The following is a 17810-nucleotide window of genomic DNA, read 5'->3' as shown; positions in this document are numbered from 1 at the left end:
TGCCCGTTCGGCTCCCAGCCTGCCTCACGGCTCGTAGGTTCTCGTGTAGGCGACCCCGGCCTCGGTCACGGTGATGCTGAGCTGCGGCGTCCCGGCCGGGCCCATCCGGAGGGTGCAGGTGCCCGCGACCTGGTCCTCGGAGAGGAGCTCCCCGCCGAGGCACGCGGTCTCGACGGCGTCGTACGCGGTGCCGGTGACGGGAGTCCAGTCGATCGTCACCTCGCGCTCCGCGGGAGCGGGGGCGGTCTCGGTGAAGACGGGGCGCGCGTCGATGAGGATCGCGGTGTCGATCGGGAACGGCTCCGACCATCCGCCGCACAGGAGGGTCTCGTTCTGCTCGCAGGCCTGAACCTGCACCTGGAGGCCGCGACCGTAGTGCGCGCCGTCCGGGGTCGTGAGCACCGTCGGCATCGACACGAGGGCCGAGTCCGTGACGGCGGCGCCGTCGACGATGAGCCGGTAGCGCACGAGCTCCGCAGCGCCCGAGGAGGTCGCGGCCGACTGGAGCACCGCATCCCATCGCCCTTCGCCGTTGGCCTGCGGTGCGCTCGCGACGATGCTCGTCACCGTGCCCGGGGTGGCTCGCGGGGTCGCCCTCACTTCGGCGCTCGCGGTGCATCCCTGACCGTTGTAGGCGTACACGACGACGCGGTACTGCACGTCGGCGGAGAGACCCCCGATGGTCAGCGAGGTCGTCTCGCCGCTCACCGTGCGCACTCCGGGCGGCGGTGTGTGCGATCGGGCGCCCTCCTCCACGCCGGTGACGGTGCACTCGGGAGCGGTGCCGGAGTCGCTGATCCAGACGTAGTGGCTCTGGATGGAGCGCCCGTTGGGGGTGAATACGCCCGCCCACGACACGCTCACGCTGTGGTCCGCGGCCCCCGTGCCGGTCGTGGATCCGGTCGCGCTGGGGGCGCCGACGAGGATCGGCGGGCCGGCCGGGGTGCCCGAGCCCGAGGAGCTGTTCCACACCGTCAGCGGGTCGAAGGAGTCGTTGCGCGCGCTGACCGAGACCGCGTACGAGGTGCCGTTCTCAAGCGAGGCGTCGACGACGTTGAGCCAGTAGACGGTGCCGGCGGCGTCATCGGCGCCGACGGTGAGCTGGCGGACGACGGGGCCGACGACGACGCGGTACGAGCGGATGGGCGACGCCGAGGCGTCCTGCGCCGGCTTGCTCCAGCCGATGCGCAGGCCGCGGTCGAGCGGCTCGATTCCGACGATCGCCGGGGCGGGCGGGACGAGGTCGGACCACACCGGGTCCGGTAGCGAGGCGGGCTCGGACTCGCCCTGCGCGTTGATCGCGACGATCGAGATGCGCACGCGGTTGTCCGGCCCGTTCCCGGGGGTCGGGACGGTGCACGGCGAGAACCCGCACTCGACGGTCTGGAAGACGGAGCCGTCGCCGGCGCGCGCGACGGTCGCCCGGAAGCCCTCGATCGGCGCGTTGTTGGCGCTCCCCGGCGCCCACGCGATGTCGAGCGAGCGGTCGCCGTACGCCTGCACGCGCAGGTCGGTGACGGGGTCGGGCACGTCCTGGACGGAGATGCGCACGCTCGCCCAGACGTAGCGATCGGGATCGTCGGTCGCATCCGCCACCTGGTACTGGATCGCCGTGTCCGCGGGCGCCGCCCCCTCGGCCACCGTCACCCGGAGGCTCTGGCCGCCCTCGGTCGGTGCGACCGACACGCCGTCGGGGACCCCGGCGCCGTCGATGCCGCGGATCGCGACGACGCGCAGCGGCTGCTCGGGGAAGGGGTTGCCCGCCAGGTCGTTCGCGAGCACGTCGACGACGGTGCTCTCGCCGCGCGGGGCGATCGCGACATCGTCCGCCGGGCGGGCGAGCGGACGCGTGGAGGGCACGACGAGCACCTGGACGCGCCCTGCGGTGCCCTCGACGACGTCGTCGCGCACCGAGAGCGACACCGCGCTCGTCGTGCCCTTCGCGGCCGCGTCGTCGACGCGCAGGATGAGCCGCTGGCCCTCCACGCGGGCGCTCAGCCCCGAGCTCGGGCCGCCGGTGATCGCGTAGGCGAGCTCGTCGACGTCGTCGGGGTAGGGGTAGGAGGTGACGCGGACGAGGTCGATCTCGCGCTCCTGGCCCGGCTCCATCTCGAGCGAGGCGCCGAGGAGCACGGGCGGCTGGTTCTCGCGCGGGGTGACCGTGATCGGCAGCACGATGGTCGACACGCGCCCCTGCGGATCCTGCGCGCTCGTGCCGTCGGTGACCTCGAACGAGATCGAGGCGGGGCCGAAGTAGAGGTCCTCGGAGGTGAAGCGCAGCGTGTCGTCGTCGACGACGAGCTCGTCGCCGTTCGCGTTGGTCGCCCGCACGGTCGCGCTGTCGGTGAGCCGCACGCCGTCATCGCCGACGGCGAGCACGTAGTCGTTGATGTCGATCGTGACGGTCTCCTCGCTCACGACCTGGACGCGCGGCGCGCGCCGATCGAGCTGCGGGAAGGCATCGTCCGTGCCCGGCACCCAGATGAACGCGTAGGCGCGGACGGAGGGGTCGACCGGGTGCCGCACGACGAAAGGAATGATCTGGCGCTGGTCGTCGACCTCGATGCGCACGCGCCCGTTGGACAGGATCCGCGCGCCGCCCTCGTAGCCCTCGACGAGCTCGAGTCCGAGGTCCTCCACCTCGCCCTCGGCGAAGAACACCTGGGCGAGCACGTCGACGTCGACGGTGTCGACGTCGAGGATGTCGGAGAGCTGGAGCACCGTGTCCCGCGCGACCGGGGGCGTCAGCGGGGCGTCTTCGCGGACGACGACCGAGACGAAGGCCTGGGATGCCCCGCCCAGCCCGTTCTCGATGGCGTAGACGAATCCGTATCGGCCCTCGATCTCGGGCGGGGTGATGCGCACGTACTCGCCGTCGACGACCTCGGCCTCGGCCTCGGCGTCGGTGGACTCGACGGCGACCACCTGGAGGGGGGACCCGTCGGGGTCGGTGTCGTTCTCGAGGACGGGCACGAGCACGCTCACGCCCGTCCGCACCGTCACCTGGTCGTCATTGGCGACGGGATTCCGCGCGCCCTCGAGCCGCTGGCTGATCCCCACGCGGATCTCGCCCGTCGCGCGGGCTCCGATCGCATCGACGACCGTGTAGCGGAAGGAGTCGGTCCCGGAGCTGTAGACCCCGGCCTCGTACTCGAGGTAGTCCTGCCCCGTCTCGACGACCGTGCCCTTCTCGGGCGCGGTCTCCTGCCCGATGAGCTGCACGGAGTCGCCATCCGGGTCCATCCCCTCGACGGGGATCCGGATGCGCACGGTCTCCCCGGCGATCACGCGCGCGGTGAGAGTGCGCGGCACGGGAGGGGTGTTGGTCGACTCGTCGACCTCCCGGACGCTGATCCGGACGGTCGCCTGGGCGCGCTCGAGGCCGAGCGGCCCGAGGACCTCGTAGACGGCCGTGAACTCTCCCGGCGCATCGGGCGCGAGGTAGCGCAGGGCGTCGCCCGAGACGAAGAGCAGTCCGGAGTCTCCTTCGAGCCCGAGCGGGAGGTCGGGGGCGAGGGTGATGGGCTCGTCGTCGGGGTGCTCGTCGTTCTCCAGGACGGGGATGGTGACGGCGTCGCCGACGCGCACGATGATCGAGTCGTCCCGGGCGATCGGCGGCTGGACGCGCTCCAGGGGCGGGATCTCGATGACGGTGATCGTCCCGGTCGCCTGCGCGGCGCCGTTGCTGATGACGTACTCGATGCCGGTCGGCCCGGAGAGCGGACGGGTGAGGGTGACGCGGACATCGCGCTGCTCGAGGATCTCCGCGCGGATCCCGCTCTCGGCCGGGACGTCGGTGATGCCGGTCACCACGAGCACGCCCCCGCCCGGGTCGATGTCGGTCGTCGCCACGGCGACGGTCGCACTGCTGAGCGTGCGCACGAAGGCCGTCTTCGGGATCGTGATCGGAGCGGTGCCCGCCGCCGGCGGAGCGGCGACCTCGACGCGGACGACGCCCGTCGCGGTCTGCTCGCCGTCGGTCACGACGTACTCGAGGTAGTGCGTTCGCACCTCCTCGCTCACGAACCGGACGATGCCGCGATCCAGACTGGGCGTGATCGTGGCGCCGGGCTTGTCGGGCACGGCGCTCAGCCGGATCGGCCCCGTGCCGCCCCGGACGTGCGTGAGCGGCTCGATCCGAACCTCCTGGCCGGCGTAGGCGAGCACGACGAAGGGGTCGGCGATGATCGGCGTCTGCCCGCTCGGCTGCACGGTGACCGAGAGGGTCCCGGCCGCGGTCGCGGTGCCGTCGGAGACGGTCAGGGCGACGGGTCGGAGGCTCCCGGCGCCGCCGAGCTCCTGCACCGTCACGCGTCCGTCGGGGCGGAACGTCGCCCGGTCGGGGGCGGCCATGGTGGCATCGGCGAGGTAGAGCGGGTCGCCGTCGGGGTCGATCCAGTCACCCAGCACGCTCGAGGTGACGCTGCCGCCCTCCGCGACGAGGGTCTTGGAGGGGCGCACCTGCGCGGGCGGGCCGTTCTCGAACTGCTCCCGGATCCGCACGCGGACCGTCGCGGTCGCGGCCCCGCCGCGGCCGTCGGTGATCGTGTAGGCGAACACCACCTCTCCGCGGGCGGCGGGTGCGAGCGCGAGCTGGACGAGCTGCCCCTCGCCGACGATGTCGAGCCGGCCGACCTCCGGATCGAGCGCATCGACCTGACTGATCAGGAGCGCGTCGCCGTTCGGATCGGTGTCGTTGAGGAGGACGGGCAGCGAGGTCGACCTCCCGGGCCGGGCGCCGAGCTCGTCGTCGACGGCCACGGGCGGCTGCTGGGCGAGCTCGATCTCGGGGGGCGTGTCGAGCTGGTCGAGCTCGGCCTCCTGCTCGTCCTCCTCCTCGCGGAGCAGCTCGTCCCAGTTGTCGATGAGCGCGCCGTCGGTCTGCACGGCCCACGCGGCGCCCGAGAGCCGATCGTTGAGCACGACCCTCTCGTCGCGCACCGAGAGCTCGAGCTCGGCGCCGGGAGCGACTCCGGTCAGGTCGAGCAGTTCGGGCTCGCCCGCGCAGTCCCTCCACGCGCCGCCGTCGCTCCATGCGGCGAGCACGCAGTCGCCGACCGCGACGGGCTGGGCGGGCGCTCCATCGCGCCCCTCCACGAGCGCCCGCGGGTCCCCGCCGTCGAGCGGGACGGCGAGCAGACCGCCGCGATGCGCGATGAGCGCGGAAGCCGCCGCCGCGTCCGGGGCCGCGAGGAGGGGCTCCGAGCCCGCCGGCAGGATCGCGCTGAGGTCGATGACGCCGCTCTGCGTGTGCAGCAGGCGGCTCGCGGTCTCGAGCACGACCCAGCGATCGGAGGCGATCGAGACCTGAACCGCGGCGTCCGGCTCGAGGTCGAGGGGCCAGCGCCCCTCGACGGCATCCGGGCGGTCGGGGTCGATGCGGAGCACCTCGCCGCTCGCGGGCGACACCGCCACCACGCCGTAGCGATCATCGATCGCGATCGCCGAGCCCTCGCCGAAGACGAGCGGTGCGCTCGACGCGGCGTCGAAGTCGCCGAGGAGCAGCCGGGGCAGGATCCAGGTCTCGCCCGAGCCGGCGCTGTGGACGACCGCGGTCTCGCCGTCGATCGCGAGCGACGGATCGTCGGGAGGCAGCGGGACGCTCTCGACGACCTCCGCGCGCGCCGCGTCGATGATCTCGGCGGTGGCGTTGGCGCGGTCGACGACGACCACGTCGGCGGCCGACTGCACGAGCCGCAGGTCGGCCCCCTCCGACTCGACGACCGTGTCGAGGGCCGGGATCTGCAGGTTCGCCCGCCCGACGGAGCGCTGCTCGCCGTTGGCGATCCAGACCGATCCGTCGTTGAGGTCCAGGCGCTGGACCTCGAAGCCGGGCGAGATGATCGCGATCGTCGCGATGACCGCCGCGACGACCGCCGAGCTCGTCGCGGTGATGATGCTCGAGCGCCGAGCGTGCAGGAGGCGGCGCATCAGCGGCTCACGCCCCCGCCTCGGCGCACTTCTCGCCGCTCGCGTCGCCCACGCGGCCCTCGCGCACGACTCTGACCGTGATGCACGCCCGCTCGCCCGGGTCCACTGCGACGGCGAACTCGGTCTCCCGCTGCACGGTCTGGCCCGCGTCGGCGACCTGCACGCGGAAGGAGTCGCCCTCGGCGAGACCGGGATCCGCCCACGTGAAGACGATGGTGCCGCCGTCCTGCGCAGCCTGGATGCCCGTCACGCGCGGGATCTCGTCCTCGCCCCGGAGGGCGAGCATCGTCGCCGCCGCTCCCAGACCGATGACGACGAGCGAGACGAGAACGAGCACGACCGCGGCGGCGCGCGAGCCGGAGGTCCGTCCGACGCGGCCGCCGTTCTGCGTCGAGCTCTCCGCCGACTCCGCCGGTCCGGCCGCGTCGAGGGCGGGGGGCCGGCGTCGGCGGCGCGCCGGCCGACCGGCCGCGGAGGCCGGGGCGACGGCCTTGACGATCGTGCGGTCGCCCGGGTCGGAGACGGTCGCGAGCGCCCACTCCTCGACCGAGACGTCGGCCTGCGTGGGCACGAGGCCCATCTCGAGCTCGACGCGCTGCAACTCTCGGACCAGCTCCATGGCGCTCTGCTGACGGCGGGAGGGGTCGCGCGACATCGCGCGCTTCAGCACGGCCTCGAGCGCCTCGGGCACGTCGTCGCGACCGATCGCCGGCACGCGGGCCTTCGTGATCCGGCCCATCAGCTCGTCGGAGGTGTTCGGGCCGTCGGGGATCTCGAACGGCGAACGCCCGGCGAGCAGCGAATAGGTCGTGGCCGCGAGCGACCAGACCTCGCTCGTGACGGCGCCGGGCGTGTGGTCGAGGAGCACCTCGGGCGCCGACCAGGGGATGGACATCCCCACCGTGTCGTGGCTCGCCGCGGCGCTCAGGGTCGCGGCGATGCCGAAGTCCGAGAGGACCGGGTGCCCGTAGGCGGTGGTGAGGATGTTCGAGGGCTTGATGTCGCGGTGGAGCACGCCCGCGCGGTGCGCGGTCTCGATCGCGCTGCCGATCTGCACGGCGATGCGCAGCACCTCCGCGACCGGGAGGCGCTCCTTCCGGTAGCGGTCGGCCAGGCGCGCGGAGCAGAGCTCCATCACGAGGTACGGCCGGCCGTCGGCCGAGATGCTCGCCTGGTAGACCGTCAGGATCCCCGGATGGGAGGAGAGCTGGGCCATGAGGTTGGCCTCGACCTGGAACATCTGCCGGACGTTCTCGGTCACGACGTCGGCGAGCATGACCTTGACCGCGACGTGCCGCCTCGGCATGTTCTGCTCGTAGAGGAAGACGTCGGCGAAGCCGCCCGACCCGAGCAGACGGATGTGCGTGAAGCCGGGCAGGATCGGCGGCTCTGACGGTCGGCGACGTGCCACGGATTCCCCCCTCCCCGCTCGAGTCACCCTCAGTGTAGGAGCAGGCCGACGCACTCGGGCGCCGCGTCGCCGGGATGTGACGACATCGGAACGACCGGGGTCAGTCCAGCGATTCGGGAGCGCGGACGATGTCGACGACGATGATCGTGATGTTGTCGCGGCCGCCCTGCGCGAGCGCGGCGTCGACGAGCGCGTTGGCGGTCTCGCGCGCGCTCAGCCGGGCGGCGAGGTGGAGGCGCAGGCGCTCCGCCGGAACCTCCTTCGTGAGGCCGTCGGAGCAGAGCAGCAGGCGCATGCCCGGCTCGAGCGGGATCCGGGCGAAGTCGATGTCGGGCTCGGTGGAGAACCCGACGGCGCGCGTGATCACGTTGGCCTCCGGGTGGCTGTCGGCGTCGGCGGCGGCGAGCTGGCCGGAGTCGACGAGCTCCTGCACCATCGAGTGATCGGTCGTGACCTGCCGCAGCTCGTTGCCGATGAAGGAGTACACGCGCGAGTCGCCGACGTTGAAGACGGTGAGCACCGGGCGGCCCTCGTGCATCGTGAGCGCGACGCCCGTCACGGTCGTGCCGATGCCGCGGTCCTCCTCGTCGAGCTCGTGGATGTCCCACGTCGCCAGGCGCAGCGCCTCGGCGATCGCCTCGCTCTCGACGAAGTCGCCGTCGACGGCGGCCTGGAGGCGCCGCACGACGGAGTCGGACGCCCGATCGCCGTGCGCGTGCCCGCCCATGCCGTCGGCGACCGCGAAGAGGGGCACGTCGGCGAGATAGCTGTCCTCGTTGGCGGCGCGGCGGTAGCCGGTGTGGGTGACCCCGTGCCAGGAGAGCTCGATGACCTCGCCGCGGTGCGGCAGCGCGACGACGTGGCGGACGGTGCTGCGGCCGAGCGCGGTCACGAGGTACTCCGTGGGGGCTGAGGACGGTCGACCGCCATGACGACGATGTCGATCCCGTCGCCGAGGGCGATGGTCGAGTCGGGGAGCACGACGCACGACTCGCCCGGGCGGAGCCGCAGCTGCGGCCCCGTCGGCAAGTGTACGACGGTCCCGTTGCTGGAACCCAGGTCGGTCACCACGACCGACTCCCCGAGCTGCTCGATCCGAGCGTGGCGGCCGGACACGCCCTGCCGATCGGCGGGGACGACGATCCGGCGCGGCGCCGGCACCTCGGGCACGCGGCTCGCGCCGGGCCGCCGCCCGATCACGACGGGCAGATCGAGGGGCACCGGATGCTCGACCCCCGGCACGCGGAGGGCGAAGTCGGCGTGCTCGCCGATCGGGGGCGCCTCCCCCGCGCCTGCGAGCGCGCTCGCGGCGTCGCCCGGGCGATGCGGCAGGAGCGAGTCGAGCAGGAGCACGGGGCGGTCGGCGACCCGGCTGCGCGAGGGCAGGAACGGCTCGACGAGTCGGATGACGGTGTCGTCCCCCGGGGGCTCGTCGCCGTGCGGCTGGGGCGCGGCCGAGGGCGGGCCGGGATCGGAGGCGGACACGCCGGAAGGCCGGCGCCGGATCACGGTGTCGGCGGCATCCCCCTCGAGCTCCCCCATGCCGACCACGCTACCTCCCGCGGGAGGGCGCGGTCGGGCGCGCTCCCCGGCCGCGCGTCACTCGCCGAGGTACGTCATCACGTGCTTGAGGCGCGTGTAGTCCTCGAAGCCGTAGTGCGAGAGATCCTTGCCGTAGCCGGAGTGCTTGAAGCCGCCGTGCGGCATGTCGGAGACGAAGGGGATGTGCGTGTTGATCCAGACGCAGCCGAAGTCGAGGTCGCGGCTCAGGCGCATCGCGCGAGCGTGATCGTTCGTCCACACGCTCGCCGCGAGCGCGTACCGCACGCCGTTGGCGAGCGCGAGCGCCTCCGCCTCGTCGCGGAAGGTCTGCACCGTGAGCACGGGTCCGAAGATCTCCTCCTGCACCGCCTCGTCCTCCTGCCGCATGCCGGTCACGATCGTCGCCTCGTAGAAGTAGCCGCGCTCGCCCTGGCGGCGACCGCCCGTGACGATGTCGGCGTGGGCGGGCAGCCGGTCGACGATGCCGCTCACGCGCTCGAGCTGGGCGGCGTTGTTGAGCGCCCCGTAGAGGATCCCCTCCTCGTTCGGCGCGCCCGTGCGGCCGTGACTGCGGGCGCGCGCCGCGAGCGCCTCGACGACCGCGTCGTGCACCGACTCGTGCACGATGACGCGCGTCGCGGCGGTGCAGTCCTGACCGCCGTTGAAGTAGCCGGCGAGAACCAGGCCCTCGGCGACCTTCTCGGGGTCGGCGTCGGCGAAGACGATCGCCGGGGCCTTGCCGCCGAGCTCGAGGTGCACGCGCTTGAGGTCGCTCGCCGCCGACCGCGCGACCTCCATGCCGGCGCGCACCGAGCCGGTGATCGCGACCATCTGGGGGGTGGGATGCTGCAGCAGGGCCGCGCCCGTGCTCCGGTCGCCCATCACGACGTTGAGCACGCCGGCCGGCAGGAATTCCGCCGCGACCTCCGCGAGCCGGAGCGTCGAGAGCGGAGTCGTGTCGCTCGGCTTGAGCACGACCGTGTTGCCGGCGGCGATCGCGGGCGCGATCTTCCACACGGCCATGTTGAGCGGGTAGTTCCACGGCGTCACCTGGCCGATGACGCCGATGGGCTCGCGGCGCACGTAGGAGGTGTGGCCGGCGAGGTACTCGCCGGCCGATCGGCCGTCGAGATCGCGCGCGGCCCCGGCGAAGAAGCGGAGCTGATCGACCGACTGGTCGATCTCGTCGGCGACGAGCGTCGCGCGGGGCTTGGCGGTGTCCTGCGACTCGAGGTCGGCGAACTCCTCGGCGCGCTCGGCGACCGCGTCGGCGAGGCGGAAGAGCGCGAGCTGCCGCTCGGCGGGCGTCGTGCGGCCCCAGTGCGAGAACGCGCGGTCGGCGGCGCGATAGGCCTCGTCGATCTCCTCCGGCGTGCTGATGGGGGCGCGGGCGTACACCTCCTCCGTCGCGGGATCGATGAGGTCGATGCCGGCGTCGGCGCGGCTGGCGACGGTGCGGCCGTCGACGACATTGGTCAGGGTGCGAACGCTCATGCCGGAACTGTAGCGCTCGATTCGCGCGGATTCCAGGCGAATACGACGGAATCCGTCGCCCGAATCCGCTTCGCGGTGCGGATTCACTTGAATTAGTCCGCGAGCACTGACAGAATCGGGGAATGGCAGCCCGTTCCAAGCCCGTTCAGCTCGATGATGTCTCGAAGGCGATCATCGAGCAGCTCCAGGACGATGGGCGGCGCTCCTACGCCGAGATCGGCAAGGCGGTCGGCCTGAGCGAGGCGGCCGTCCGTCAGCGGGTCCAGAAGCTCACCGAGTCGGGCGTCATGCAGGTCGTGGCGGTCACCGATCCGATGCAGCTGGGCTTCTACCGTCAGGCGATGATCGGCATCCGGGTGGCCGGCGACACGACCTCGGTCGCGGAGGCGCTCGCGCGCATCCCTGCCGTCGACTACGTCGTCCTCACCGCCGGGAGCTTCGACATCATGGCCGAGGTCGTCTGCGAGAACGACGACGACCTCATCGATCTGCTGAACAAGCAGATCCGCGGCATCGACGGCGTTCAGACGACCGAGACGTTCGTCTATCTACGACTGCTCAAGCAGTTCTACAACTGGGGAACACGATGACACTCTTCACCCGCAGCAAGAAGAAGCAGACCAGCGAGACGCACGACGTGCACGACGCTCATGGCGCGACGGGCGGCGGCGAGCTGCCGGGCTCCGTCGGCGCGACGCGCGAGGCCGAGCTTCAGACGATGGCCCGCGACCACCTCTGGATGCACTTCGCCCGTCAGTCGGGCATGGAATCGGGCGCCGGCGTGCCGATCATCGTGCGCGGCGAGGGCCATCACGTCTACGACTCGCACGGCAAGAAGTACATCGACGGCCTCTCAGGGCTCTTCGTCGTGCAGGTCGGCCACGGCCGCGAGCGCCTCGCCGAGGCGGCGCGCAAGCAGGCGGAGGAGCTCGCGTTCTTCCCGCTCTGGTCGTACGCGCACCCCACGGCCATCGAGCTCGCCGACCGCCTCGCCGACTACGCGCCCGGCGACCTCAACCGCGTGTTCTTCACCACCGGCGGCGGCGAGGCCGTCGAGTCGGCCTGGAAGCTCGCCAAGCAGTACTTCAAGCTCACCGGCAAGCCCATGAAGCACAAGGTCATCTCGCGCGCGATCGCCTACCACGGCACGCCGCAGGGGGCGCTGGCGATCACGGGCATCCCCGGCATGAAGGAGATGTTCGAGCCGCTCACCCCCGGCGGGTTCCGCGTGCCGAACACGAACTACTACCGCGCCGAGGAGATGGGCTTCCACGGCTCGCTCGAGGAGTTCGGCCAGTGGGCCGCCAACCGCATCGAGGAGGCGATCCTCTTCGAGGGCCCCGACACCGTCGCCGCGGTCTTCCTCGAGCCCGTGCAGAACTCCGGCGGCTGCTTCCCGCCGCCCCCCGGCTACTTCCAGCGCGTGCGCGAGATCTGCGACAAGTACGACGTGCTGCTCGTGAGCGACGAGGTCATCTGCGCCTACGGCCGCATCGGCGAGATGTTCGCGTGCACCGCCCTCGGCTACGTGCCCGACATCATCACGAGCGCGAAGGGCCTCACGAGCGGGTACTCGCCGCTCGGCGCGATGATCGTCAGCGACCGGCTGTACGAGCCGTTCAAGCACGGGCAGACCGCGTTCTACCACGGCTACACCTTCGCCGGGCATCCGGTCTCGGCCGCCGTCGCCCTGGAGAACCTCAACATCATGGAGGAGGAGGGCATCCTCGAGCACGTGCGCGAGAACTCGCCGAAGTTCCGCGCCGCGCTCGAGCGCTTGAAGGATCTCCCGATCGTCGGCGACGTGCGCGGCGAGGGCTACTTCTTCGGCATCGAGCTCGTGAAGGACAAGGTGACGAAGGAGACCTTCTCCGACGACGAGGCCGAGCGCCTGCTGCGCGGCTTCCTGTCGAAGGCGCTCTTCGACGCCGGGCTCTACTGCCGCGCCGACGACCGCGGTGACCCCGTCATCCAGCTCGCTCCCCCGCTCACGATCGGCCCGGCCGAGTTCGACGAGATCGAGGGAATCCTGCGGAAGGTGCTCACCGAGGCGTGGACGCGGCTCTAGACGACCACTCGGCGCAGCGCTACGCGGGGCTGAGCCACTGGCACGCGACGGCCGGCGACGATCTGTCGCCGCGCCCGTCGCTGCCGGGCGACCTCGAGACCGACGTCGCGATCATCGGCGCGGGGCTCACGGGGCTCTGGACGGCGTACGAGCTGCAGCGACGCGACCCCTCGCTGCGCATCGCCCTGCTCGAGAAGCGCATCGCTGGCTTCGGCGCATCCGGTCGCAACGGCGGCTGGGTGTCCGCCCTCTTCCCGCGCTCCGCGGCGTCGCTCGCGCAGACCCACGGGCGCGCCGCCGCGATCGCGATGCGCCGGGCCATGATCGGCACCGTCGCGGAGGTGGGTCGCGTCATCGCCGAGGAGGGCATCGACGCCCACTACGCGCTCGGCGGTACCGTCGTCTTCGCCCGCTCCGACACCCAGTGGGCGGATGCCCGTGCCGAGGTCGAGCAGGCGCGCGCCTTCGGCGCCGACGCTCTCGAGCTCTGGGGCCCCGAGCGCGTGCGCGCCTCGGACGCGCGCGGCGCCGTATTCGACCCGGCCTGCGCGCGCGTGCACCCGGCGCGGCTGACGCGCTCGCTCGCGCGCATCGTCGAGCGCCGCGGCGCCACGATCTACGAGGGCACCGAGGTGACCTCGTGGGCGCCGGGGGTCGTCGAGACGGCTCGGGGGCGCGTGCGCGCCCGGCACGTGATCGCGGCCCTGGAGGGGTACGGGGCGACGGTCGCGCAGTCGCGCCGCCGCATCCTGCCCCTGTACTCGCTCATGATCGCGAGCGAGCCGCTGCCGGCCGCGGTCTGGGACGAGATCGGCATCGAGCACGGCCAGACCTTCTCCGACGGCCGCCACCTCGTCATCTACGGCCAGCGCACGGCGGATGACCGCATCGCCTTCGGCGGGCGCGGCGCGAGGTACCACTTCGGCAGCGCCATCCGGCCCGAGTACGACCGAGTGGGAAGCGTCTTCGACCACCTGCGGCGCACGGTGCAGGAGCTCTTCCCCCAGCTGCCCCCGCTGGAGGTCAGCAGCACCTGGGGCGGGCCCCTCGGGGTGCCGCGCGACTGGCACGCGAGCGTCGCGTACGACCCGCGGACGGGCCTCGGCTCGGCCGGCGGCTACGTGGGCGACGGGCTGTCGACGACGAACCTCGCCGGCCGCACGCTCGCCGATCTCATCACGGGCGCCGACACCGAGCTCACGCGCCTGCCGTGGGTCGGGCACCGCTCGCCGTCCTGGGAGCCGGAGCCCCTGCGGTTCCTCGGCGCGAACGCGGGGCTCGTCGCGATGACGGGGGCCGACATCGAGGAGCGTCTCACGAGGCGGCCGTCTCTCATCGCCCGCGCGATGGCGCCGCTCGTCGGCCACTGAACCGCTCCCGCCCAGCGCACGCGCAGGAGGCTCGGAGCAAGCGCCCCTAACCTGCGATGCGGAAGGAGGGCCGGATGACCGACACGCGCACGGCGACCACGGCGACGCGACTCGCCGACCGCTCCGGGCTCCGCTCCGGCCTCGTCCTCCTCGGACTCCTCTCCCTCTCGCTCGTGATCGGCCTCGTCGGCTCGCTCATCTCGCAGCCCGCGATCGACGGCTGGTACGCGGAGGCCGCGAAGCCCATGTGGACGCCGCCGAACGAGGTCTTCGGCCCGGTCTGGACCTTCCTCTACGCGGCGATGTCGGTCGCCGCGTGGCTCGTCTGGCGCCGACCGTCCTCCCCCGAGCGCACTCGCGCACTCACCGTCTACGGCGTGCAGCTCGCCCTCAACGCGATCTGGACCCCGGCGTTCTTCGGGCTCGGCTCGCTCGTCGGCGGCCCCGGCCTGTGGGTCGCCCTCGCGATCATCGTCGCGCTCGACTTCGCCGTGCTCGCCACGATCATCCGCTTCGGCGACGTCAGCCGGGCTGCCGCGGCGCTCCTCGTCCCCTACTGGCTGTGGGTGCTCTACGCGACGACACTCAACGCCGCGATGGCCGTTCTCGCCGGCTGAGCCCGTCGCCGCCGGTAGCGTGAGGGCGTGACCTCGACGCCGCCCGCGCATCGCCGCCGGTCGCGCGCCCGCGGCGGCAGGGGCATCCTCATCGGCCTCGCGGTCGTCGCGATCGCCGCGCAGGGCGTCGTCATCGCCGGCGCGGCCTGGGCGGTCGCGAACCCGCGCATCATCGCCGACCGGGTGACGGTGCTGACGACCGAGCTCGACCCGCTCGTCGCGGAGTACGCCGAGCGAGCCGGTGTCGGTGAGGAGGGCGTCGATCTGCTGCACGCGAGCCTCACCCGGATCGTGCCGGCGGGCGACTTCGACGACTACTGCTCCTCGGACGAGCCGGGGATCGGCGTGCTCGGCTGCTACACCCTCGACGACGGCCGCATCTACCTCTATGACGTCGAGAACCCCGACCTCGCCGCGCTCGAGCCCGTCGTCGCGGCGCACGAGATGCTGCACGCCGCGTGGGACCGCCTGACGGCGGATGAGCAGGATGCTCTCGCCCCGCTCCTCGAGGAGGCCTTCGCCGCGCTCGGCCCCGACCACGAGCTCGTCGAGCGCATCGCCGCGTACGAGGCCCAGGACCCGCGCTCGAGGATCCCCGAGCTGTACGCCATCATCGGCAGCGAGATCGCGCAGGTGCCCGCCGCCCTCGAGGAGCACTACGCGCGGTACTTCGTCGATCGCGCGGCCTCGGCCGGCCTCACCGATCAGGTGAACGCCGTCTTCGCCGACCTCGAGGCGCGGCTCACCGCCCTGAGCGACGAGCTCGAGGCGCTCGGCGCGCGCATCGATGCCGAGCAGGCCGCCTACGACGCCGACGCCACCGCGCTCGAGGCGGAGATCACGGCGTTCAACGCGCGCGCCGCCGAACCCGGCGGCTACACGAGCCAGTCGGTGTTCCTCCGCGACCGCGACGCGCTCCTCGCCCGCCAGCAGGAGCTCGACGCGCGCCTGCAGGCGACGAACGCCCTCGTCGCTCAGTACAACGCCCTGCTCGAGGAGCTCGACGCCCTCAACGCCGAGGCCGACGACCTCAACCGCTCGATCAACGTCGAGCTCGTTCCGATCGAGGAGCGCGAGGGCGTCGACGCGCCCGCGAGCGGCTGAGCGCCGGGCTCGTCAGTAGCTCGTGAGCACGTCGTTCGTGGGGAAGATGCGCTCGATCTCGGCGAGGTCGTCGGGAGTCGGCGCCCACGCATCCGCTGCCGCCGCGTTCTGCGCGATCTGCTCGGGCGTCGTGGCGCCCGCGATGACGCTCGTGATGGCCGGGCGGCTCAGCAGCCACGCGACCGTCGCCTCGAGCATCCCGACCCCCCTGCGGGAGCAGAAGGCCGCGTAGGCCTCCATGCGGTCCCAGGGGGCGTTCTCGACCAGGTGCGGGCGCTGGCGCATGATGCGCGAGTCGGCGGGGCCGCCCTCGCGCGTGAACTTCCCCGTGAAGAGGCCGTTGTAGAGCGGGAAGTACGGCAGAACGCCGACGCCGCGCGCGGCCGCCGCGGGCAGGAGCTCGCGGTCGGCGCCGCGGGTCAGCAGGCTGTACTCGTTCTGAGCGGACACGAAGCGCTCGTGGCCGTGCAGCTCGGCCACGAGGTCGGCCTCGACGAGCTGCCAGGCCGCGAAGTTCGAGTGACCGAAGTAGCGGATCTTGCCCTCGTCGACGAGCTCGTCGAGCGCCGCGAGGGTCTCCTCGATCGGGGTCGCCGGGTCGGGGGTGTGGAACTGGTAGAGGTCGATCCAGTCGGTCCGCAGGCGGCGCAGGCTCCCCTCGACCGCGAGGCGGATGTAGCGGCGGGAGCCCTTCGCGCCCCAGTGCGGGATGGGGCTCTCGTAGTCGGCGTGCCCGAACTTCGTCGCGAGCACGACCTCGTCGCGGCGGCCCGCCAGCGCCTCGCCCATCATGGACTCGCTGCGCCCGTAGGCGTAGCCGTAGATGTCGGCGCCGTCCATGAGCGTGATGCCGTGGTCGAGCGCGGCGTGCAGAACGCGCGTCGTCCCCTCCTGCGACTCGGTCGCGCTGCCCGGGCGGCCGAAGTTGTTGCAGCCGAGCCCGATCGTCGACACGCNCCCGGGCGGGGGCTGCGCCGCTCCTCCCCAGGAGGCGGTCCGCGAGCGCGCGTCAGCCGCGTCCGATTCCCGCCGGTCGGGGATGCCACGGGCGGTTAGCCTGTCGACATGACGAGCACCACCGCCCCCGCCGCCCCTCCCGCAGCCGCGTCCACCGCGGCGCCCACCGCCTCGGCCGCGCCCACCTCGGCGTCGCCGTCCTCCTCCCCCGCGGGTCGTCTCGTCGTCGACTCGCCTCTCGGCCGCATCCTGCTCATCGGCGACGACGAGGCCGTGACGCGGCTCGAGATCGAGACCGCCGACGGCTTCAGCGACGGCGAGGGGCCGGACGCCCCCACACCCGTCCTCGAGCGGGCCGCCGCGCAGCTCGCCGAGTACTTCGCGGGCGATCGGCGGGAGTTCGACGTGCCTGTCCGGCTCGGGGGCACCGCGTTCCAGCGGGCGATCTGGGCGGAGCTCGACGCGATCCCGTTCGGCACGGTGCGCAGCTACGGCGAGCTCGGGCGCGCGACCGGGCGGGCCACCGCCGGTCGCGCCGTGGGCGGAGCCGTCGGGGCGAACCCCGTCCCCCTTCTCGTCCCGTGCCACCGGGTCCTCGCGGGCGACCAGCGCATCACGGGCTACAGCGCGGGGCTCGGAGTGCCCACCAAGGTGTGGCTGCTGGACCACGAGGGCATCGCGCACCGCTGATGGGTGCCCGCATCGACCTCGTCGTCGCCGCCGACGGCCGTGCGCGCTGCGGGTGGGCTGGGGACGACCCGGAGTACCGGCGCTACCACGACGAGGAGTGGGGCCGAGAGCTCCGCGGGGATCGCGCCCTGTTCGAGAAGCTCAGCCTCGAGGCGTTCCAGTCGGGACTCTCCTGGATCACGGTCCTCAAGCGCCGCGAGGGCTTCCGCGCCGCCTTCGCCGGCTTCGAGCCGGAGGCCGTCGCCGCCTTCGACGAGACCGATGCGGACCGCCTGATGAACGACGTCGGCATCATCCGCAACCGCGCGAAGATCTCGGCGACGATCGCGAACGCGCAGGTCATCGCGCCGTGGGTGCGGGACGAGCCCGGCGCTCTCGACGCGCTCATCTGGTCGCACGCGCCCGCGCACCGCGCCGCTCGGCCCCGCTCACTGGGTGAACTGCCTGCCACCACCCCGGAATCGATCGAGCTCGCACGCGCGCTGAAGGCACGGGGGCTGCGGTTCGTCGGGCCGACCACGGCCTACGCGCTCATGCAGTCCGCCGGCCTCGTCGACGATCACCTCGACGGTTGCTGGCGGGCGGACAGCGCAGTCGCGGAGGGGTGAGCGGCGCGGTCAGCAGCG

General features: G+C 72.6%; 13 protein-coding genes. 7 read left to right on the top strand and 6 right to left on the bottom strand.

Annotated elements, in window-relative coordinates:
* Positions 1-24: 24 nt before the first annotated feature.
* The 5 genes from ASG83_RS09475 to ASG83_RS09455 form a co-directional block, all read right to left on the bottom strand.
* Positions 25-5931: an Ig-like domain-containing protein gene (locus ASG83_RS09475; RefSeq protein WP_055860438.1), complete on the bottom strand. Its 5907-nt coding sequence runs from the start codon at positions 5929-5931 to the stop codon at positions 25-27.
* 7 nt (positions 5932-5938) lie between these two features.
* A complete protein-coding gene (locus tag ASG83_RS09470) occupies positions 5939-7342 on the bottom strand; it encodes a serine/threonine-protein kinase (protein ID WP_082599195.1) in 1404 nt (467 codons plus the stop codon).
* Positions 7343-7442: 100 nt separating this feature from the next.
* Entirely contained in the window at positions 7443-8234 is a 792-nt protein-coding gene (locus ASG83_RS09465) for a PP2C family serine/threonine-protein phosphatase (RefSeq protein ID WP_055860431.1), read from the bottom strand.
* Positions 8231-8884, bottom strand: coding sequence for an FHA domain-containing protein (locus ASG83_RS09460; protein ID WP_055860428.1), 654 nt, complete (start codon positions 8882-8884; stop codon positions 8231-8233). Before ASG83_RS09460 ends, ASG83_RS09465 begins: the two co-directional genes overlap by 4 nt.
* A gap of 57 nt (positions 8885-8941) precedes the next feature.
* Positions 8942-10378, bottom strand: coding sequence for a gamma-aminobutyraldehyde dehydrogenase (locus ASG83_RS09455; protein WP_055860425.1), 1437 nt, complete (start codon positions 10376-10378; stop codon positions 8942-8944).
* Between the two features lie 122 nt (positions 10379-10500).
* Here ASG83_RS09455 and ASG83_RS09450 point away from each other — a divergent pair, with 122 nt between their 5' ends.
* From ASG83_RS09450 to ASG83_RS09430, 5 genes are all read left to right on the top strand, one after another.
* Positions 10501-10968, top strand: coding sequence for an Lrp/AsnC family transcriptional regulator (locus ASG83_RS09450; RefSeq protein WP_055860422.1), 468 nt, complete (start codon positions 10501-10503; stop codon positions 10966-10968).
* A 128-nt stretch (positions 10969-11096) separates the two neighbouring features.
* Positions 11097-12446, top strand: a complete 1350-nt coding sequence (locus ASG83_RS09445; protein ID WP_235451479.1) for an aspartate aminotransferase family protein — start codon at positions 11097-11099, stop codon at positions 12444-12446.
* Positions 12431-13816: an FAD-binding oxidoreductase gene (locus ASG83_RS09440; RefSeq protein ID WP_235460154.1), complete on the top strand. Its 1386-nt coding sequence runs from the start codon at positions 12431-12433 to the stop codon at positions 13814-13816. The genes ASG83_RS09445 and ASG83_RS09440 overlap by 16 nt, the downstream gene beginning before the upstream one ends.
* Before the next feature lie 74 nt (positions 13817-13890).
* Positions 13891-14433, top strand: coding sequence for a TspO/MBR family protein (locus tag ASG83_RS09435; protein WP_055860419.1), 543 nt, complete (start codon positions 13891-13893; stop codon positions 14431-14433).
* A gap of 27 nt (positions 14434-14460) precedes the next feature.
* A complete protein-coding gene (locus tag ASG83_RS09430; RefSeq protein ID WP_055860416.1) occupies positions 14461-15537 on the top strand; it encodes a hypothetical protein in 1077 nt (358 codons plus the stop codon).
* 12 nt (positions 15538-15549) lie between these two features.
* Here ASG83_RS09430 and ASG83_RS09425 read toward each other — a convergent pair whose 3' ends face one another.
* A complete protein-coding gene (locus tag ASG83_RS09425) occupies positions 15550-16491 on the bottom strand; it encodes an aldo/keto reductase (protein ID WP_055860412.1) in 942 nt (313 codons plus the stop codon).
* Positions 16492-16602: 111 nt separating this feature from the next.
* On the opposite strand from ASG83_RS09425, the gene ASG83_RS09420 reads away from it, so the two are divergent.
* Both ASG83_RS09420 and ASG83_RS09415 read left to right on the top strand, forming a co-directional pair.
* Positions 16603-17184 carry a methylated-DNA--[protein]-cysteine S-methyltransferase gene (locus tag ASG83_RS09420; RefSeq protein WP_082599194.1) on the top strand — a complete coding sequence of 194 codons (582 nt, stop codon included), beginning with the start codon at positions 16603-16605 and terminating at the stop codon, positions 17182-17184.
* Positions 17184-17792, top strand: a complete 609-nt coding sequence (locus ASG83_RS09415; RefSeq protein WP_055860409.1) for a DNA-3-methyladenine glycosylase I — start codon at positions 17184-17186, stop codon at positions 17790-17792. Before ASG83_RS09420 ends, ASG83_RS09415 begins: the two co-directional genes overlap by 1 nt.
* Positions 17793-17810 lie beyond the last annotated feature (18 nt).

The organism is Yonghaparkia sp. Soil809 (genome assembly GCF_001429705.1).
Taxonomy (GTDB): domain Bacteria; phylum Actinomycetota; class Actinomycetes; order Actinomycetales; family Microbacteriaceae; genus Microcella.
This window is presented reverse-complemented; position numbering and strand designations above follow the sequence as displayed.